The organism is Phreatobacter sp. AB_2022a (assembly GCF_026847585.1).
Taxonomy (GTDB): Bacteria; Pseudomonadota; Alphaproteobacteria; order Rhizobiales; family Phreatobacteraceae; genus Phreatobacter.
Genome location: NZ_JAPSET010000079.1, coordinates 1 through 16,805 on the forward strand (window position 1 = coordinate 1; position 16,805 = coordinate 16,805).

Consider the following 16,805-nt stretch of genomic DNA (forward strand, 5'->3'; position numbering starts at 1 on the left):
GGAGGGACGCCCCAGTCCGGATCGCCCGGATCACAGCCACGGCTCGCTGGCGGCGCCGCCGCCCGCGCCGACGGCACGATCGCATTCATGATCGCCGAGGCGAAGGTGCCGAGCCACGACTTTCCGCCCGGCGCCGTCGGCGTCGTGTTGAACAGCAGAAGGCTGCCGGAAAGGCCGCTTCGACCCGCGCAGGGAAAACCCATTGTGACGGCACGGTCGTTCATCGCGCCGATGATACCGTTGTTGATCAACCGCGCCGCCGGCGAACCCGCCGTCGCCCCGGAGAACAGCACGATGCCCGCTGCCGGCAGACCGCCGCCAACATAGGTGGAGACGACGCCTTCATCGACCCCCGTGGAGGACCGCGAGGCTCCGGTCGACAGATCGCCCGCGTTCTGCGACCAGCCGCCCATGACGGTGACGCCGGGATCGACCGTGACGGTCACCGGCGCGCCGAACGAGCCGGCCGCTATGCCGACCGCGTTCTGACCGGGTGCCGAGATATTTGCGCGCGCGGTGACGTTGACCGGACCGCCGGGGCCGACATCGCGCGCCACGATGCCGCCTGCATTGGCGCCGGTCGCCGTGATCGGGCCTGTCGCGACAATGTCGGTGCGGTATGCCGCCGCATCGCCTTCGTTCTGCGACGTGAACGCGATGCCGATCGCCGCATCGCCCGATGTCGATATCTGGCCGGCGGTAATGGTGGTCTCGCCCTCGGCATTGCTGACCAGGATGCCGGCCGACGAAGCGCCCCGCGTCTGGATAGTCCCGGCGGTCGTGTCGACGGCAACCGGCGCCTGCGCGCCATGCGCATAGACGCCGGCCGATTCCACGCCGGCCGTCGTGATCGGACCGGTCCGAACTTCAGCGCGCGAGGCCGCATAGGCCCCGACGCCGATCGAATAGTCGCCTTGCGTCGAGATCGCGCCGGCGGTCGTATCGATGACGAGAGGCGCCGAGTTCCCGACGGACATCTGGGCGCCCGTCACGGCGTTCGAATACATGCCGGTCGTCGAGACGTTGCCGGTCACGATGCGGATCGGACCGTCGGTGACATAGGACGATGCGGCAATGCCGGAGCTGTGGTCACCTTCGGTCGATATCGTCCCTGCCGTCGTGTCGATATCGATCGTAGCGGCGGCGCTGTAGCTGCTGGCTGAGATCGCCCCGCCGCCGGTCGACCTGACATCGGCGGTCGTGATGGTAATGGCAGCGGTGTTGCTCCAGGCATAAATTCCGCCCCGCCCCGCCACCGTTCCCGCGGTCGTGTCGATCGCCACCGGCCCATTGCCATGGGCGTAGACCGCATTGCTGCCGTCGGAGGTGACATCACCTGTGGTGATAGTGACACCGCCGGCGGAGTTGTTGACGTAGATGCCGATACGATCCGCACTCCTGACGCTGCCGTTGGTCGTGTTGACCACGACGTCGCCCGCTTCGCTGTTGTTGACGTGAATGCCGTCAGCACCGCTCGCGTCGACGGCGACGCCCGGCGCAAACGACAGATCGAGCCCCGAATTGGTACTGTAGTTGATGCCAGTCCCGTAGGGATTTCCGGTGGGCGAGCACACCACCGTCGGGCCGGCACCGCATTCCTCGGCAGCTTGAGCGCTCGCGGGCGCGAGCCCGGCGACCGCGAGGACGAGCAGCGATGCGCCGCCCATATACGGGCTGCGCCTAGCAATGGGCTGCCGATACGGGACAATTCGAACATCGCTTGCGCGGCGAACCGGCATGTCGGCAACTCCTCGTCATCATCACGGAGCGCCTGCCTGCCTTCAGCGAGCCAAGACAGCTTCGCTGCTCGCCTTGCGGCCGGAGGGCGCACTGCGACAGGTCGAGCAAATTCGATGCTGGAAGCCAAATGAGCTTTATCAAGAAGCATCATTGAGAATACCAATATCACAGCATTATCAAGGATATATGGACAGGAATCCCGAATGGGTCGAACCATTTCCGCCCCGTCAGCGATATTCTGGACACAGTTCTTGCAACTAGAGGGTCGAGACTGGAAAGCAGAAGGACCACCTAAAATAGAACACCGCCTGAATCTAGTTCAGCGACGCCGCCGGAACGTAGTGGCCAGTTCCTCTTTGCTGCCCATGAAACGACTATTCAAAGCGCTTTGCAGACTGGTACCATCGCCGCTCGGTCAAGCCTGAGCCCGCGACAGACCCGGCCGGTTCTTCCGGAACCTTGCCGCATCGGGCAGCGTCAGAACCGTGTCACGCCCCCAAATTGCATCCGCACCGACAAGCCGGCGCGGCGACCGGCCCCGCAGCGCAAAATGGCGATGATTGAGACCTCTCGTCAGCAGCGGCCGGCCACAAGAAACACTTGTGACGACTTCGGATACAATACCGATGATTGTATATAAACTGTCATTGCAAGTTGCGTATTGAGTTTGGTCAATATCGTACATTGATTTTTCGAATTTGGAATACATCGCGCGGTGGTCATTATGAGTGAACCAGAATTAGAAAATCAGTCGCGCCGATATCGGAGCCCTTTCCATTCATGCCAGCCAATCTCGATCTAGCCACTTTGCGCTCCTTCACCTTGATTGCCCAAGGTCGAACCTTTGCCGAAGCTGCCGATGCGGTTGGCCGTTCGCAATCGGCGATCAGCCTGCAGATCCAGCGTCTGGAGGCCGATGTCGGCGCCCCCCTGTTCCGCCGCAGTCGGCAAGGCGTCGAACTGACGATAGCCGGAGAGCGTTTTCTCGGCTTTGCCCAGCGCCTCGTCCAGATGAACGATGACGCGGTCCTGAACATGAGCGGCCAGACGCCGTGCAAGATCAGCTTCGGTGTCACCCCCGACTTCGCCGAAACCGTCCTGCCGGATGTGCTGCAACGCTTCCGCCAGGAACATCCGACCGTCGAGCTCACGCTGCGCATCGACGGGTCGAAGGGTCTCGTCGAGGCCGTCGCCCGACGGGAGGTCAATCTCGCCGTCGCGCTGCATCTCGACGACGCGCTGAACCAGGGCGTCATCGCCGAAGCGCCGATGCTCTGGATCGGCAGGCAGGGTTTCGAACGGCGCGACGGCGCCTCGCTGCCGCTGGCCCTGTTCGAGGCTCCCTGCGCCTTCCGGACCGCGGCTCTCGGCGCACTCGGAGCCGACGTGCCGTTCCGCATCGCGGCGACGAGTTCGAGCCTCGGCGGCATCGTCGCTGCCGTCCGGACCGGACTATGCCTCACCGTCCGGACGCAACATCTGCTCATGGCGGGGCTCGCCAATCTCGGCGACAGTCTCGATCTGCCCGCTCTTCCGAACGTCACCTTCAGCTACTATGCCTATCCCGGCGAGAAGAGCGTCGAACGCGATACCCTCCTGGAGATCTGCAGGCGCTATCTCGGCGCGCCGGCGAAGACCGCCGGTCACGATCTGTACGACGACGGGCAAAGGCCGCCCGCGCTGGGCGAGGCCGCGACCAGGATCCTGTCACCTGCCTTGTAGGCAAGGCCGCGACGGCCTGCGACGCGCGCTTTCGCGCCGCGAGGACGCCGGTCGGGCCCGGCCCAGGCCGGCCGGCGGCAAAACAATCCCCCCGCAACGATATAACAATACCTCGACGCACTACTTTTGATTGAAGCCGCTCATGGGCGGCATGAGATCTTCAAAATTGAAAAGAACCTTGCCGGCCGCCACGATCGATTTGCAGAGACAGACCTCCCTGCGGCTCCGAGGCCGGGCACCGGCCATTCCCCCCGCCCCAGCGCGCGGACCCGGCCTCGGCGCATCAGCCGGAGGCTTCCGCGCATCCCGGTCGCGCCGCCGAAGCCAGACGTGCGGCACACAGGCCCCCGGACCGATATTTCCAACTGGCCCTGCCCCCACCGGAATGCGAATATCGGGTACGCTTGACCAGGGTCCCCCATGTTTCTGCCTCTCGCCGATCAGAATCCGCATCGCAGCATCGTCTGGCCTTTTGTCACCTATGCCCTGATCGGCCTCAACGTCGTGGTCTTTCTGGCGACCACCGGGCTCGTGCCGGCCCGCACCGCCAATGCCAATGCGCTCGGCCTCGGCCTCATCCCGGCGGTGGTCACCTTCCAGGCGACCCTGTCGCCGGATCTCGCCCTGGTCTCGCCCTGGGCGACCTGGATCACCTACATGTTCATGCATGCCGGCTGGATGCACCTCATCGGCAACATGCTGTTTCTCTGGGTCTTCGCCGACAATGTCGAGGACGCCATGGGCCACGTCCGCTTCCTCATCTTCTATCTCCTGTGCGGACTGATCGCAGGGACCTTGCACCTCCTCATCAATCCGGGCTCGCAGGCGCCGCTCGTCGGCGCCTCGGGCGCCATTTCCGGCGTGCTGGCCGCCTATCTCATCCTGTTCCCGCGGGTGCGCGTCTTCGGTCTCGCCTTCAACGTGCTGCCCATCTCCATCCCGGTCTGGCTGGCGCTCGGCGCCTGGATCGTCCTGCAGCTCTTCCATCTCCTCACCGCCGAGGGCGGCGATACCGCCTGGTGGGCCCATATTGGCGGCCTGGTCGCCGGCGCGGCGCTGGTCAGCCTGTTCAAGAGCCGCGACGTCATGCTGTTCTGCGACAAGCAGCACCTGCCGGTCAGCGTCCCCCGCATTCCGCTGCGGCGTCCGCCGTTCCGCTGATGCCGCAGCCCTTTGCCTTGCCGAATCCTTTCTTCTAAGACCGATCCATGGAGATTGGCCCGACGGTCGCTCGACGCCTGCGGCGAGGTCCGTCCCAAGGAGGATCAGGATATGCAGATCGGCAAGGACACCGCAGCCATCGTCACCGGCGGCGCATCGGGGCTCGGCGAGGCCACGGCCCGCCGGCTCGCCGCCCACGGCGCCAAGGTGGCGCTGTTCGACATGAATGCCGAGCGCGGTGAAAAGGTCGCCGCGGAGATCGGCGGCCTGTTCTGCCAGGTCGACGTCGCCAACGAGGCTTCCGTCGATGCCGGCCTTGCCAAGGCGCGCGCGGCCCACGGCATCGAGCGCATCCTGGTCAACTGCGCCGGCATCGCCCCGGCGCGCAAGACCATCAGCCGCGACCGCACCAGCGGCGCCATCGTGGCGCACGACCTCGGCAGCTTCACCAAGGTGCTGGCGGTCAACCTGATCGGCACGTTCCAGATGATCGCCAAATGCGCGGCCGGCATGGCCTCGCTCGAGCCGATCACCGCCGACGGCGGCCGCGGCGTCATCGTCTCGACGGCGTCGGTCGCGGCCGAGGACGGCCAGGTCGGCCAGGTTGCCTATTCCGCCTCGAAGGGCGGCGTCGTCGGCATGACCCTGCCGGTGGCGCGCGACCTCGCCCGCGAGGGCATCCGCGTCATGACCATCATGCCGGGCCTGTTCTACACGCCGCTGTTCGACACGCTGTCGCCGGAAGCCCGCCAGTCGCTGGAGGCGCAGGTGCCGTTCCCCTCGCGCCTCGGCAAGCCGGACGAATATGCAAAGATGGTGGAACATATCATCGACAACGATATGTTGAACGGCTTCGCCATCCGTCTCGACGGCGCGATTCGGATGGCGCCGAAATAAGACGCGCCCCCCTGTCGAGGCTGCCGCGGCGGCCCCAACACCCGGATCGCCTGTTGTGGATGTCGCACCGCTCGTCTCGGCCTATCGCTACCGCTATCACGTCCTGGACAATTACGGTGCGCGGGTCGGAGGCCTCGCGCGCCCGGCGCCGACCATCGAGGATGCCCTGCGGCAGGCCGCCGCGGAGCTGAAGGTCACGGCCGACCCGCCGGCCGAACTGAGGCGGCGGGCCTACGAGACCAATGCCGAGACCCGGGCCGCGCTGCGCGACGTCATCGCGCGGGCCGAGAACGATCTGGCGATCGCGATCACCCGCTATGGCACGGAGCTGGGCGCGCCGCCCACCGGTCCGCATATCGACCTGCGCGCAAGCCTCGATGGGCTGGACCGCTCGTATCGGGGGCGCGAGCCGGCGCCCGACGACTTCGACGGCTGGTATGACCATCTCGACGCGCAGATTTCCCATCTCGCCGCGCTCGGCGCGCTCGAGCGCGACCTGGAGACCCTGCGCGGCATGCCGGCCGCCGTCGTCAAGGTGCCCGACAGTTCCCCTGGCCGGCTGAAATGGTTCCTCGCCGCGCTGGTCGTCGCGGCGATGGCGGCGCTCGGCGTTGCGGTCTTCACGACCCTGCACCTCGGCGACAATCCGGTCGCGCAGGCGCCGCCGGCGCCACGGACGGGGCCGGAGGCGCCGCGCGTCGTACGCACCGTGCCGATCACGGTGACGCCGCCGGCGGAAACTCCCGAGCCGGCGGCCTGCCGCACGCTGCAGATCGAGATCGCCACGGAAGGCGCGACGCTGCTCGATGCCGCCGAGAACGGCCGCGCCATCGTCCGCCTGGAGCCGGGCGAAAAGGTGGTGCTGCGCCAGGTGCTGGACCAGGGCCTGACCCGGCTCATCGAGGTCGACGTGCCCGGCCGTTCGGCGCACGGCTTCATCACCGAACGCGAGGCGCGCCTGCCGGTCATGACCTGGACCTGCGACCGCTGACGCCCTGGCGCGGCGCTTGGCGCCCCGCCGCGCGGCACGGCTCTATTCGCCGACGATCGCGTCCATCGCTTTCGCCAGCGAAATGTCGAGATGGGTCACGCCGCCCGCATCATGCGTCGACAGCGTGACCTCGACCGTCTTGTAGACGTTCGACCATTCGGGATGATGATCCATCCGCTCGGCGACCAGCGCGGCGCGGCTCATGAACCCCCAGGCCTCGGAAAAATTGCGGAAGACGAAACGCCTGGCGATCGCGTCGCGCCCGGCCACCTCGGACCATTGCGGCAAGGCGGACAGGGCGACGGTCCGTTCGACCGGATCGAGTTTGCTCGGCATGGCTTCACTCCCGTGGACGGGCCGGTACGGCCAGCATGGCGCGAAAGGGCATGGCTTGGTAGGGCACAAAAAAAGCGGGCCGGCGCCTGGCGCCGACCCGCACGTTCGCGTCGGAGGGGATGACCGAACGTTCACCGCACGCCACGAGTGACGCGCGGCGCTCGTGCCCGATTCGACGTCACCCCGGGGGGCTGGGGGGCTGAAGAGTCCGGAGCGAGGTCGATCAGGCACGAGGCAACATTGACAGGGTCGCCTCGGCTCTTGGCTCCACCGGGGCCGAAATGAGGCCGCACCATGGCGCCGATTGCGGCCCCGGAACCATTTTTCCGCGCCAAATCTGGATTTCCGGCATGACGCTGCGTCAGGCGCTGACCTTGAGAACCTGCGGCTCATGGCCCGTGGCCGAGAGGAATCGCACGAGGTCGGCCCGGCCGATGCTGGTGGTCGCGGTATTTTCGAGCGGGTGATAGTTGAGCACCTCGTGCTCCATCATCGCGGCGTCCAGGATGACGGTGACGCGGCCTGCCGCATCGGCGATCGCCCCGAACGGCGTGACCGAACCGGGCTTCACCCCCAGCACCTCCTCGAGCAGCTCGCCGGAGCCGAAGGAGAGCCGACCGGAAGCCCCGATCACCTCATGCAGCCGCTTCAGGTCGATGCTGGCGGAGCCGAGCGCGACGACCAGGAACAGCCGCCCCTTCTTGTCCTTCAGGAACAGGTTCTTGGTATGGCCGCCCGGTATGGCCTCCTTGACGTGCTGGCTCTCGGCGACCGTGAACACCGCCTCGTGCTCGTAGGTGCGGGTCTCGATGCCGAGGCGCTCGAACAGGGCGAACAGGTCGGCGCGCAGGCGGGCTGTGTCGGGCATTCGGGGTCCTGTGGGAGAACAAGGGGGGTGCTCAGCGGCCGAGCGCGGTCCGCACGAGACGCAGCGCATCCTCGCTCGCCCACTCGGCCGGGCCGGCGAGATGGCCGAGCTCGCAGCCGTCGGGATCGATCAGCAGCGTCGTCGGCATGCCGAAGGCCCGCCCGACGGCGCGCAGCTCCTGGAACACCTTGGCCGAATGGTCGGAATAGTCGGTCAGGTTGCGGATGCCGGTTTCCTGCAGCCAGGCGCGCGCCTTTTCCGGGTTGCGCGTGTCGATATTGACCGCCACCACCTCGAATGCCTGCCCGCCGAGCGTCGCCTGCAGCTTGTCGAGCGCCGGCATTTCGTGCCGGCAGGGCACGCACCAGGTGGCCCAGAGGTTGAGCAGCACGGTCCGGCCGCGGAAATCGGCGAGTTTCAGCTCGCGGCCGTCGGCGCCCTTGAAGGTGAGGTTCGGCGTCGGCTGCGGCCGCTCGGTCACCTTGAAGGCGGCGAGCTCGCCACGCGCCAGCGGCTCGAGCCGCTGTGCCAGCGAAGCTGCGGCCGAGCAGGATTGCACGCCCGCATTGCCGGGCAGCCCTCCTCTCCAGTAGAAGGCCCCGAAGCCCGCGCCGAGGCCGATCAGGCCAGCCAGCAGAATGATCACTTTCGCACGGGACACGTGAGGCCACCCCATTTCGGCCGCGCCGGATCTCCGAGAGCCTCGGGGTCCGTCAGGCCTGCAGAACAAGAACGATCGAGGACGAGACGATGAGCAATGCGATGTGGGGCGGCCGCTACGCCTCGGGACCTGCGGCGGTGATGGAGGACATCAACGTCTCGATCGATTTCGACAAGCGCCTGTATAGGCAAGACATTGCCGGCTCGAAAGCCCATGCGGCGATGTTGCGCGCTCAAGGGATCGTGAGCGCGGCGGACGAGGCGGCGATCCAGAAGGGGCTCGACCAGGTCCTCGCCGAGATCGAGGCCGGCAGCTTCACCTTCAAGCGCAGCCTCGAGGACATCCATATGAATGTCGAGGCCCGGCTCGCCGAGATCATCGGCGCCCCCGCCGGCCGGCTGCACACGGCCCGTTCGCGCAACGACCAGGTGGCCACCGATTTCAAGCTCTGGGTGCGCGACGCCGTCGACGGTCTCGATGCGCAGCTGAAGGACCTCGCGCGCGCTCTCGCCGAAAAGGCGCTGGCCGAAGCCGCGACCGTCATGCCCGGCTTCACCCACCTGCAGGTGGCCCAGCCGACCACCTTCGGCCACCACCTGATGGCCTATGTCGAAATGGTCGGCCGCGACCGCACGCGGCTCGCCGATGCCCGCCGCAGGCTGAACGAGTGCCCGCTCGGCGCCGCGGCCCTCTGCGGTACGTCCTTCCCGATCGACCGGCACGCCACCGCCGCGGCGCTCGGCTTCGACCGGCCGACCGCCAATTCCCTCGACTCGGTCGCCGACCGCGACTTCGTCATGGAAACCCTGGCGGCGGCCACGATCACCGCCGTGCACCTGTCCCGGCTCGCCGAGGAGATCGTCATCTGGTGTTCCTCGCCGTTCTCCTTCATCCGCCTGTCGGACGCCTTCTCCACCGGCTCGTCGATCATGCCGCAGAAGCGCAATCCGGATGCCGCGGAGCTGGTGCGCGCCAAGGTCGGCCGGGTGCTCGGCGGCTTCACCGCCATCGTCACCGTGCTCAAGGGCCTGCCGCTGACCTATCAGAAGGACATGCAGGAGGATAAGGAGCCGACGATGGACGCGCTCACCTCGCTGTCGCTCGCGATCGCCGCCATGGCTGGCATGGTGCGCGACATGAGCGCCAATGCCGGCGTCATGAAGAAGGCCGCAGGCCAGGGCTATTCGACCGCCACCGACCTTGCCGACTGGTGCGTGCGCTCGCTCGACATTCCGTTCCGCGACAGCCATCACATCGCGGCGAGATGTGTCGGCCTCGCCTCCGAGCGCGGCGTGCCGCTGCACAAGCTGTCCCTCGCCGAGCTGCAGTCGGTCGACAAGCGCATCACCGCCGACGTCTTCTCGGTGCTGTCGGTCGCCCGGTCGGTCGCAAGCCGCGTCAGCTATGGCGGCACGGCACCGAAGAACGTCCGCGCCCAGGCGCGGCGCTGGCTGAAGAAGCTCGCCGACTGAGCCGCGCGGAGGGTTGCGCGCGGCCCAACCTGCCGCAACGGAAATTTGCTGCAACCTTTTGAACCTCGATGCCAGGGAGCGCCACCCATGGTCACCCTGCCGCATGGTGCGGCCGGGCCGAACCAGGGAGGCGGCCATGGCCCGTCGCATCGACGTCAGAACCGCCGCACGCACCCTGCTGCTGGCCGCGGCCTTGACCACCGGCGCCGGCCTTGCCGCCTCCGCCCATGCTTCGATCGCCTCGGCGAGCCTTGCCGCGGCGCCTGCCATAACGGGGGCGACCGGAACGGGTGCAACCGAAGGTTCCGGCCGCAGCGCGCACCGGCTGACCCGGCCGGCCAATCGCTTCGACGGCTCGGCCCGCGCGCCGGGGCAGAGGTCAGGCGCGACCGAAGGCCGCTGATCACCCGCAGGCCTGGCCGGCCTGATCGGGCAGGAAAGCCGCCGGCTGCCAGAGCGCCCAGCCGTTCACGGCAATCAGCAGCAGCACGAGGGCGAAGGCTCCGAAACCGCTGATCGAGGCACCGAGGCCGGCAAGCCCGACGGCATGGCCTGCGAGCGGGATGGAGACGAGGCCGAGCACGGCCGTCACGCGCACTGCCTGCGAAGGGCCAAGCCTGAGGCTCGCGAGCGTGCGTGCGATCACGCCGCCGTCGAGCGGGAAGGCCGGCAGGAGGTTGACCGTCCCGAGCAGCAGGTTGAGCGTCGCGAAGGTCTTCAGCCCGGCCAGCACGGCATTGCCGGACAGCGAGCGCGCCAGCGGCAGCGTCAGGCCGTAGGCGCCGGCCTGTTCGGAGACGGCCGGAACGAGGGCCCATTCGGCGATCTGGAGCAGCCCGCAGCCGGCCAGCGCCAGCGCGAGATTGGCGAGCGGGCCGGCCAGGGCGATCAGGATCCGATGCCGGGGCGGCATGGGCACCGCATCGATGAGCGCAATGCCGCCGAAGCCATGCAGGACGATCGCCTGGGCGCCGACACCGACATGCCGCGCGGCCCGGACATGGGCCGCCTCGTGCAGCAGGATCGAGCCGACCAGGGCGAGCGTCAGGACGAGGGTCAGAAGCCCGCCGGCAACGAGCCCGAACCGCTGAAACTGCATGCCCAGAAAGAGCGGGATCAGGATCAGCGTGCCGTGCCAATGGACCGGCACCCCGGCAAACGATCCGTGGCGATCGCTGCCGGGGACGTCCATGAGACTCAGAGGCCCAGCTTCTTCTTGCGCTGGCCGAGCGTCCTGAGGCGCAGGGCGTTCAGCTTGATGAAGCCGGCGGCGTCGCGGTGGTCGTAGGCGACCGCGCCTTCCTCGAAGGTGACCAGCTCCTGGTCGTAGAGCGAATAGGGGCTGTCGCGGCCGACGACGATGACATTGCCCTTGTAGAGCTTCAGCCGCACCGTGCCGGTGACGAATTCCTGGCTCTTGTCGATCAGCGCCTGCAGCATCTCGCGCTCCGGCGTGAACCAGAAGCCGTTGTAGATGAGCTCGGCATATTTCGGCATGATCTCATCTTTCAGATGCGCCGCGCCGCGGTCGAGCGTGAGGCTCTCGATCGCCCGGTGGGCGAAATAGAGGATGGTGCCGCCGGGCGTCTCGTACATGCCGCGCGACTTCATGCCGACGAAACGGTTCTCGACGAGATCGAGCCGGCCGATGCCGTTGACTTTGCCGAGCTCGTTGAGCCGCGTCAGGATGGTCGCCGGCGACAGCGCCTCGCCATTGATGCCGACCGCATCGCCTTCCTTGAAATCGATGGTGATGTAGGTCGGGGTATCCGGCGCGCTTTCCGGGCCGTCGGTGCGCGAATAGACGTAGTCGGGCACTTCCTGCGCCGGATCCTCCAGCACCTTGCCTTCGGACGAGGCGTGCAGGAGGTTGGCGTCGACCGAGAACGGCGCCTCGCCGCGCTTGTCCTTGGCGATCGGGATCTGGTGCTGCTCGGCGAATTCGATCAGCCGGGTGCGGCTGGTCAGGTCCCATTCGCGCCAGGGCGCGATGACCGTGACGTCGGGCTTCAGCGCATAATAGGTCAGCTCGAAGCGCACCTGGTCGTTGCCCTTGCCGGTCGCGCCATGGGCGACCGCATCGGCGCCGACCTGTTCGGCGATCTCGATCTGGCGCTTGGCGATCAGCGGCCGGGCGATCGAGGTGCCGAGCAGATAGAGCCCCTCATACATCGCATTGGCGCGGAACATCGGGAAGACGTAGTCCTTCACGAAGGTCTCGCGCAGGTCGTCCATGAAGATGTTTTCCGGCTTGATGCCGAGCAGCAGCGCCTTTTCGCGCGCAGGGCCCAATTCCTCGCCCTGGCCGAGATCGGCGGTGAAGGTCACCACCTCGCAGCCATAGGTCGTCTGCAGCCACTTCAGGATGATCGACGTGTCGAGTCCGCCCGAATAGGCGAGAACGACCTTCTTGACGGCTTTCTTGGAGGCCATGGGCGTGATCCACAGGAGAAGAGATGGCCGGACTTACCGAAGCCGGCGGGCCGGCGCAAGCGCGCTTACGAAGAGCGTCCGCGCGAGAAGCGGCGCCTGAGCCTGAGGCCGATGCCGGCGAGGCGGTCGGCGACGACGTCGTCGTTCGGTGCGCCCCAGCGCCGGTAGAACCAGTGGTAGCAGCCGGCCACGATGACGAGGGTCGCGAAGATGGCGAGCAGCGTATCGGACAGGAAATGGCCGCCGAAGGCGATGCGCAGGGCACTGATCGCGAGGGTATAGATGCCGGCGGCGGCGAGCGCGGCGGGACGCAGGGGCGGCGGCGCGACCAGCGCCGGCGCGACCAGCCAGGCCGCGCCCGAGGCTTCGCCCGAAATGAACGAGCAATTGGTCCGGCAGCCTGTGCCGTCGCCCGGCCGCCACCAGGGCGTGAAGGTCCAGGGACCGCCGAATTCCTGGACATGGACCGGCCGCGCCCGCTCCCAGTGCTCCTTCAGCACCACATTGACCAGGACGATCGAGGAGGCGAGCATCGAGACGACGAAGAACACCGCCATGCGAGCCGGCATCAGCGGTTTCGACCAGGGCCAGATGATCTTGGCCAGGATGGCGATCAGCGCGAAGATCCCGCAGGCGATGGTCGGATACATGCTGACGCGGCGGATCGCCTGCGGCAGCCCATAACCCGACAGCCAGAAGCCCTGCCCCTCGCGCCAGAACAGCCGGGAGACGGCGAGATCGAGGTCGGGCGCGAGCGCCAGCACGAGGCTTGCGACGGCGAGCATGGCCAGGACGGCGAAGAGGGTCCGGGTGGACGACACGTGGTGCGGTTCCGGGCTTTTGAACGAAGGGTGCCGCCTTCTACATGAGCGGCGACGCAGCCGGAACCCTCACGATGGCTCGCCGGAGCCGGCCTTGCTGTCGTGGCGCAGGATCAGCGGCATCTGGGCAAGCGCGAAGATCATGGTCAGCGGCATGATGCCCCAGACCTTGAAGGCGACCCAGAAATCGGTCGACTGGGTCCGCCAGACCACTTCGTTGACGAGCGCCAGCAGGAAGAAGAAGCCGGCCCAGCGCCAGGTCAGCAGGCGCCAGCCCTCGTCGGTCAGGTCGAACACGGAATCCAGCACGATCTTCAGGAGATTGCGGCCGGTGAGCGCCGCCCAGGTCAGGATCGAGCCGAACAGCACGTTCACCACGGTCGGCTTCAGCTTGATGAAGACCTCGTCATGCAGGATCAGCGTCAGCCCGCCGAAGACGGTGACGACGACCGCCGAGACCAGCGGCATGATCGGCAGCTTGCCGATCAGCGCATAGGTGACGGCGAGCGAGGCCAGAACCGCGACGATGAACACGCCGGTGGCCAGGAACAGCCGCTGGGTGGCGTCGATGGCGAACCAGCGGTCGCCATAGGCATTGACCAGGAAAAAGACGACGAGCGGCCCCATTTCGAGCGCGAGCTTGAGGAGCGGCGGCAGTTCACGCTTTTCAGTATGTGTCGTCATCGGCTTCCGGCAATGGACAAATGGCGTGCGGAGATTAGCTTGTGCGCTCCCGCCTGACCATCTTTCCCGGAGCCGCACTTGGCCTTCATCTTCGAACCCGTCGCCCGCCCCGCCCTGCCCATCGTCGGGACCGACAAGCTGTTCCCGGTCCGGCGCGTCTATTGCGTCGGCCGCAACTATGCCGCCCATGCCCGTGAAATGGGCGGCGACCCGACCCGCGAACCGCCGTTCTTCTTCCAGAAGCCGGCCGATGCGCTGCAGCCGGTGCCGCACGGCACGGTGGTGGACCACCCCTATCCGAGCAAGACCGCGAATTATCATTTCGAGCTCGAAATGGTCGTCGCCCTCGCCAAGGGCGGCCGCGACATTCCCGTCGACAAGGCGCTCGACTGCGTCTTCGGCTATGCGATCGGCCTCGACATGACCCGGCGCGACCTGCAGGACGAAGCCAAGCAGTTGCGCCGCCCCTGGGAGCCGGGCAAGGCTTCGGACCTCTCCGGTCCGGTCGGCCCGATCTATCCGGCCGCCAGCGTCGGCCACAAGCTGAAGGGGCCGATCTCGCTCACCGTCGACGGCGTCGTGAAGCAGAAGGCCGACCTCGCCGACATGATCTGGTCGGTGGCCGAGCAGATTTCCTATCTCTCGGCCTATTTCGAGGTCTTCCCGGGCGACGTCATCTTTTCCGGCACGCCCGACGGCGTCGGCGCCGTGACCCGCGGCCAGACCATGGTGGCGGCCGTCGACGGGCTTGGCGAGATCAGCCTGAAGGTCGTCTGACCCGAAGCCTCGCCGCCATGAGAAAACGGCCCGCTGGTCGCCAGCGGGCCGTTTTTTGGTGTTGAGGGCTGGCCCGAAGACCGGCGGCCGCCTTACAGCGACCGCTTGATCTCCTCGACGCGATAACACTCGATCACGTCGCCGACGCGCATGTCCTGGTAGCTCTCGAAGGCCATGCCGCATTCCTGGCCGACCTGCACTTCCTTGACCTCGTCCTTGAAGCGCTTGAGCGTCGACAGCTTGCCCTCGTGAACGACGACGCTGTCGCGGATGAGCCGGACATGGGCGCCGCGCTCGACGCGGCCCTCGGTGACACGGCAGCCCGCGACCTTGCCGACCTTGGTGATGTTGAACACCTCCAGGATCTCGGCATTGCCGAGCATGGTCTCGCGCAGTTCCGGCGTGAGCAGGCCCGACATGGCGGCTTTGATGTCGTCCACCAGGTCGTAGATGATGTTGTAGTAGCGGATCTCGATGCCCGCCCGCTCGGCCGCCGCCCGCGCTTCCTTGTGCGCGCGGGTGTTGAAGCCGATGATGACGGCGCCCGAGGTCTCGGCGAGACCGACGTCGCTTTCGGTGATGCCGCCGACGCCGGACAGGATGACCCTGGCCCCGACCTCGTCGTTGCCGAGCTTGGCCAGCGCGCCGACGATGGCTTCGACGGAGCCCTGCACGTCGCCCTTGACGATGAGCGGGAACTCCTTCTTGCCGGCGCCAGCCTTCAGCTGGCTCATCATGTCGGCGAGCGTGCCGCGGCCGGCGCCGAGACGGGCAGCCTGCTTCTCGCGCTTCTGATGGGCGCGATAGTCGGTGATCTCGCGGGCGCGCGCCTCGTTCTCGACGACCGCCACGCGATCGCCGGCCTCGGGCGTGCCGTTGAAGCCGAGCACCTCCACCGGGGTCGAGGGACCCGCCTCGGAGAGCTGCTCGCCCTTGTCGGAGACCAGGGCGCGGACGCGGCCCCATTCGGCGCCGGCCACCACGATGTCGCCGGTGCGCAGCGTGCCGCGCTGGATCAGCACGGTGGCGACCGGGCCGCGGCCGCGGTCGAGCTTGGCTTCGATGACGGTGCCTTCGGCCAGACGGTCCGGATTGGCCTTCAGCTCGAGCACTTCGGCCTGGAGCTGGATCGCTTCCAGGAGCTTGTCGAGGTTCTGGCCGGTCTTCGCCGACAGCTCGATCTCCAGCACGTCGCCGCCCAGGCTTTCGACCTGGACCTCGTATTGCAGGAGGTCGGTCTTGACCCGCTCGGGACGCGCGTCGGGCAGATCGATCTTGTTGATCGCCACGATCATCGGCACCTTGGCGGCCTTGGCGTGATTGATCGCCTCCACCGTCTGCGGCATGACCGAGTCGTTCGCCGCCACCACCAGCACCACGATATCGGTCACCTTGGCGCCGCGGGCACGCATGGCCGTGAAGGCGGCGTGACCGGGCGTGTCGATGAAGGTGATCTTGCCGCCGAGCGGCGAAACCACCTGATAGGCGCCGATATGCTGGGTGATGCCGCCGGCCTCGCCGGAGACCACGTTGGTCTTGCGCAAGGCGTCGAGCAGCGAGGTCTTGCCGTGGTCGACGTGGCCCATGATGGTCACGACCGGCGCGCGCGGCTGCAGGCTGTCCTCCGCGTCCGGCGCATCGAACAGGCCTTCCTCGACGTCCGACTCGGCGACGCGGGTCACCGTGTGGCCGAGCTCCTCGGCGATGAGCTGGGCGGTATCCGCATCGATCACGTCGGTGATCTTATGCATCTGGCCCTGCTTCATCAGCATGCGGATGATGTCGACCGCACGCTCCGACATGCGGTTGGCGAGGTCGGCAATGGTGATCGTCTCGGGAATCGTGACGACACGCATGATCTTCTCTTTCTGCTCGGTCACCCGGTGACCGGTCATGCGACGCATGCGCCGGCGCCAGGAGGCTTCCGAGCGCATGCGCTCGGACGCGTCTTCCAGTGCGTTGGTGACCGTCAGGCGCGCGCGGCCGGCATTCTCCCCGCCGCCGGGACGCGGCGCGGAGGGGGTTGCCTTGCCCGGAACGCCCGGGCGGCGCGCGACGCGCGGCGCCTCGTCGTCGTCCCCGGCATTGGTGCGCGGACGATTGCCCTGCGGCGGACCCGAGCGCATCGGGCCGGCGCCTTCGGGCCGGGTCGGAATGGCGCTGGCGGGCGCCGGGCCGGCGGAAGAGCGCGGGGGGCGCGGCCCCTCCGGGCGCGGCGGGGGGGCCCCCAGGGGGGGCGGGC

The 16,805-nt window shown here is 67.4% G+C and carries 16 protein-coding genes; 7 read left to right on the top strand and 9 right to left on the bottom strand.

The features are described from left to right. Nucleotides 1-1,739 (bottom strand): beta strand repeat-containing protein (locus tag OZ671_RS30435; RefSeq protein ID WP_268864190.1); only part of this gene is annotated, 1,739 nt, incomplete at its 3' end. Nucleotides 1,740-2,520: 781 nt separating this feature from the next. On the opposite strand from OZ671_RS30435, the gene OZ671_RS30440 reads away from it, so the two are divergent. From OZ671_RS30440 to OZ671_RS30455, 4 genes are all read left to right on the top strand, one after another. After that, entirely contained in the window at nt 2,521-3,462 is a 942-nt protein-coding gene (locus tag OZ671_RS30440; protein WP_268864191.1) for a LysR substrate-binding domain-containing protein, read from the top strand. Nucleotides 3,463-3,882: 420 nt separating this feature from the next. Continuing rightward, nucleotides 3,883-4,623 carry a rhomboid family intramembrane serine protease gene (locus OZ671_RS30445; protein WP_268864192.1) on the top strand — a complete coding sequence of 247 codons (741 nt, stop codon included), beginning with the start codon at nt 3,883-3,885 and terminating at the stop codon, nt 4,621-4,623. A 111-nt stretch (nt 4,624-4,734) separates the two neighbouring features. Continuing rightward, nucleotides 4,735-5,520, top strand: coding sequence for an SDR family NAD(P)-dependent oxidoreductase (locus OZ671_RS30450; RefSeq protein ID WP_268864193.1), 786 nt, complete (start codon nt 4,735-4,737; stop codon nt 5,518-5,520). 55 nt (nt 5,521-5,575) lie between these two features. Beyond that, a complete protein-coding gene (locus OZ671_RS30455; RefSeq protein ID WP_268864194.1) occupies nt 5,576-6,511 on the top strand; it encodes a hypothetical protein in 936 nt (311 codons plus the stop codon). Nucleotides 6,512-6,553: 42 nt separating this feature from the next. Here OZ671_RS30455 and OZ671_RS30460 read toward each other — a convergent pair whose 3' ends face one another. From OZ671_RS30460 to tlpA, 3 genes are all read right to left on the bottom strand, one after another. Further along, on the bottom strand, nt 6,554-6,847 hold the full coding sequence (locus OZ671_RS30460) for a 4a-hydroxytetrahydrobiopterin dehydratase (protein ID WP_038302982.1): 294 nt from the start codon (nt 6,845-6,847) through the stop codon (nt 6,554-6,556). A 361-nt stretch (nt 6,848-7,208) separates the two neighbouring features. Then, complete coding sequence (locus OZ671_RS30465) at nt 7,209-7,715, bottom strand: prolyl-tRNA synthetase associated domain-containing protein (RefSeq protein ID WP_268864195.1); 507 nt, start codon at nt 7,713-7,715, stop codon at nt 7,209-7,211. Between the two features lie 31 nt (nt 7,716-7,746). Next, on the bottom strand, nt 7,747-8,391 hold the full coding sequence (gene tlpA, locus OZ671_RS30470; protein ID WP_442957148.1) for a thiol:disulfide interchange protein TlpA: 645 nt from the start codon (nt 8,389-8,391) through the stop codon (nt 7,747-7,749). A gap of 74 nt (nt 8,392-8,465) precedes the next feature. Here tlpA and argH point away from each other — a divergent pair, with 74 nt between their 5' ends. Both argH and OZ671_RS30480 read left to right on the top strand, forming a co-directional pair. After that, complete coding sequence (argH, locus tag OZ671_RS30475; RefSeq protein WP_268864197.1) at nt 8,466-9,848, top strand: argininosuccinate lyase; 1,383 nt, start codon at nt 8,466-8,468, stop codon at nt 9,846-9,848. Nucleotides 9,849-9,984: 136 nt separating this feature from the next. Beyond that, entirely contained in the window at nt 9,985-10,251 is a 267-nt protein-coding gene (locus OZ671_RS30480) for a hypothetical protein (RefSeq protein ID WP_268864198.1), read from the top strand. On the opposite strand, the gene OZ671_RS30485 is transcribed toward OZ671_RS30480, so the two are convergent. The 4 genes from OZ671_RS30485 to OZ671_RS30500 all read right to left on the bottom strand — a co-directional run bounded on the left by OZ671_RS30485 (nt 10,252) and on the right by OZ671_RS30500 (nt 13,786). Continuing rightward, nucleotides 10,252-11,040: a site-2 protease family protein gene (locus OZ671_RS30485; protein ID WP_268864199.1), complete on the bottom strand. Its 789-nt coding sequence runs from the start codon at nt 11,038-11,040 to the stop codon at nt 10,252-10,254. It lies immediately after the preceding gene. A 5-nt stretch (nt 11,041-11,045) separates the two neighbouring features. After that, nucleotides 11,046-12,281, bottom strand: coding sequence for an argininosuccinate synthase (locus tag OZ671_RS30490; protein ID WP_268864200.1), 1,236 nt, complete (start codon nt 12,279-12,281; stop codon nt 11,046-11,048). Nucleotides 12,282-12,346: 65 nt separating this feature from the next. After that, a complete protein-coding gene (locus tag OZ671_RS30495; protein WP_268864201.1) occupies nt 12,347-13,102 on the bottom strand; it encodes a phosphatase PAP2 family protein in 756 nt (251 codons plus the stop codon). 69 nt (nt 13,103-13,171) lie between these two features. Then, complete coding sequence (locus OZ671_RS30500) at nt 13,172-13,786, bottom strand: septation protein A (RefSeq protein WP_268864202.1); 615 nt, start codon at nt 13,784-13,786, stop codon at nt 13,172-13,174. Between the two features lie 78 nt (nt 13,787-13,864). Here OZ671_RS30500 and OZ671_RS30505 point away from each other — a divergent pair, with 78 nt between their 5' ends. After that, on the top strand, nt 13,865-14,563 hold the full coding sequence (locus OZ671_RS30505; RefSeq protein WP_038302997.1) for a fumarylacetoacetate hydrolase family protein: 699 nt from the start codon (nt 13,865-13,867) through the stop codon (nt 14,561-14,563). Between the two features lie 92 nt (nt 14,564-14,655). On the opposite strand, the gene infB is transcribed toward OZ671_RS30505, so the two are convergent. Beyond that, the coding region (gene infB / locus OZ671_RS30510) for a translation initiation factor IF-2 (protein ID WP_442957149.1) at nt 14,656-16,805 on the bottom strand (2,150 nt) is incomplete at its 5' end.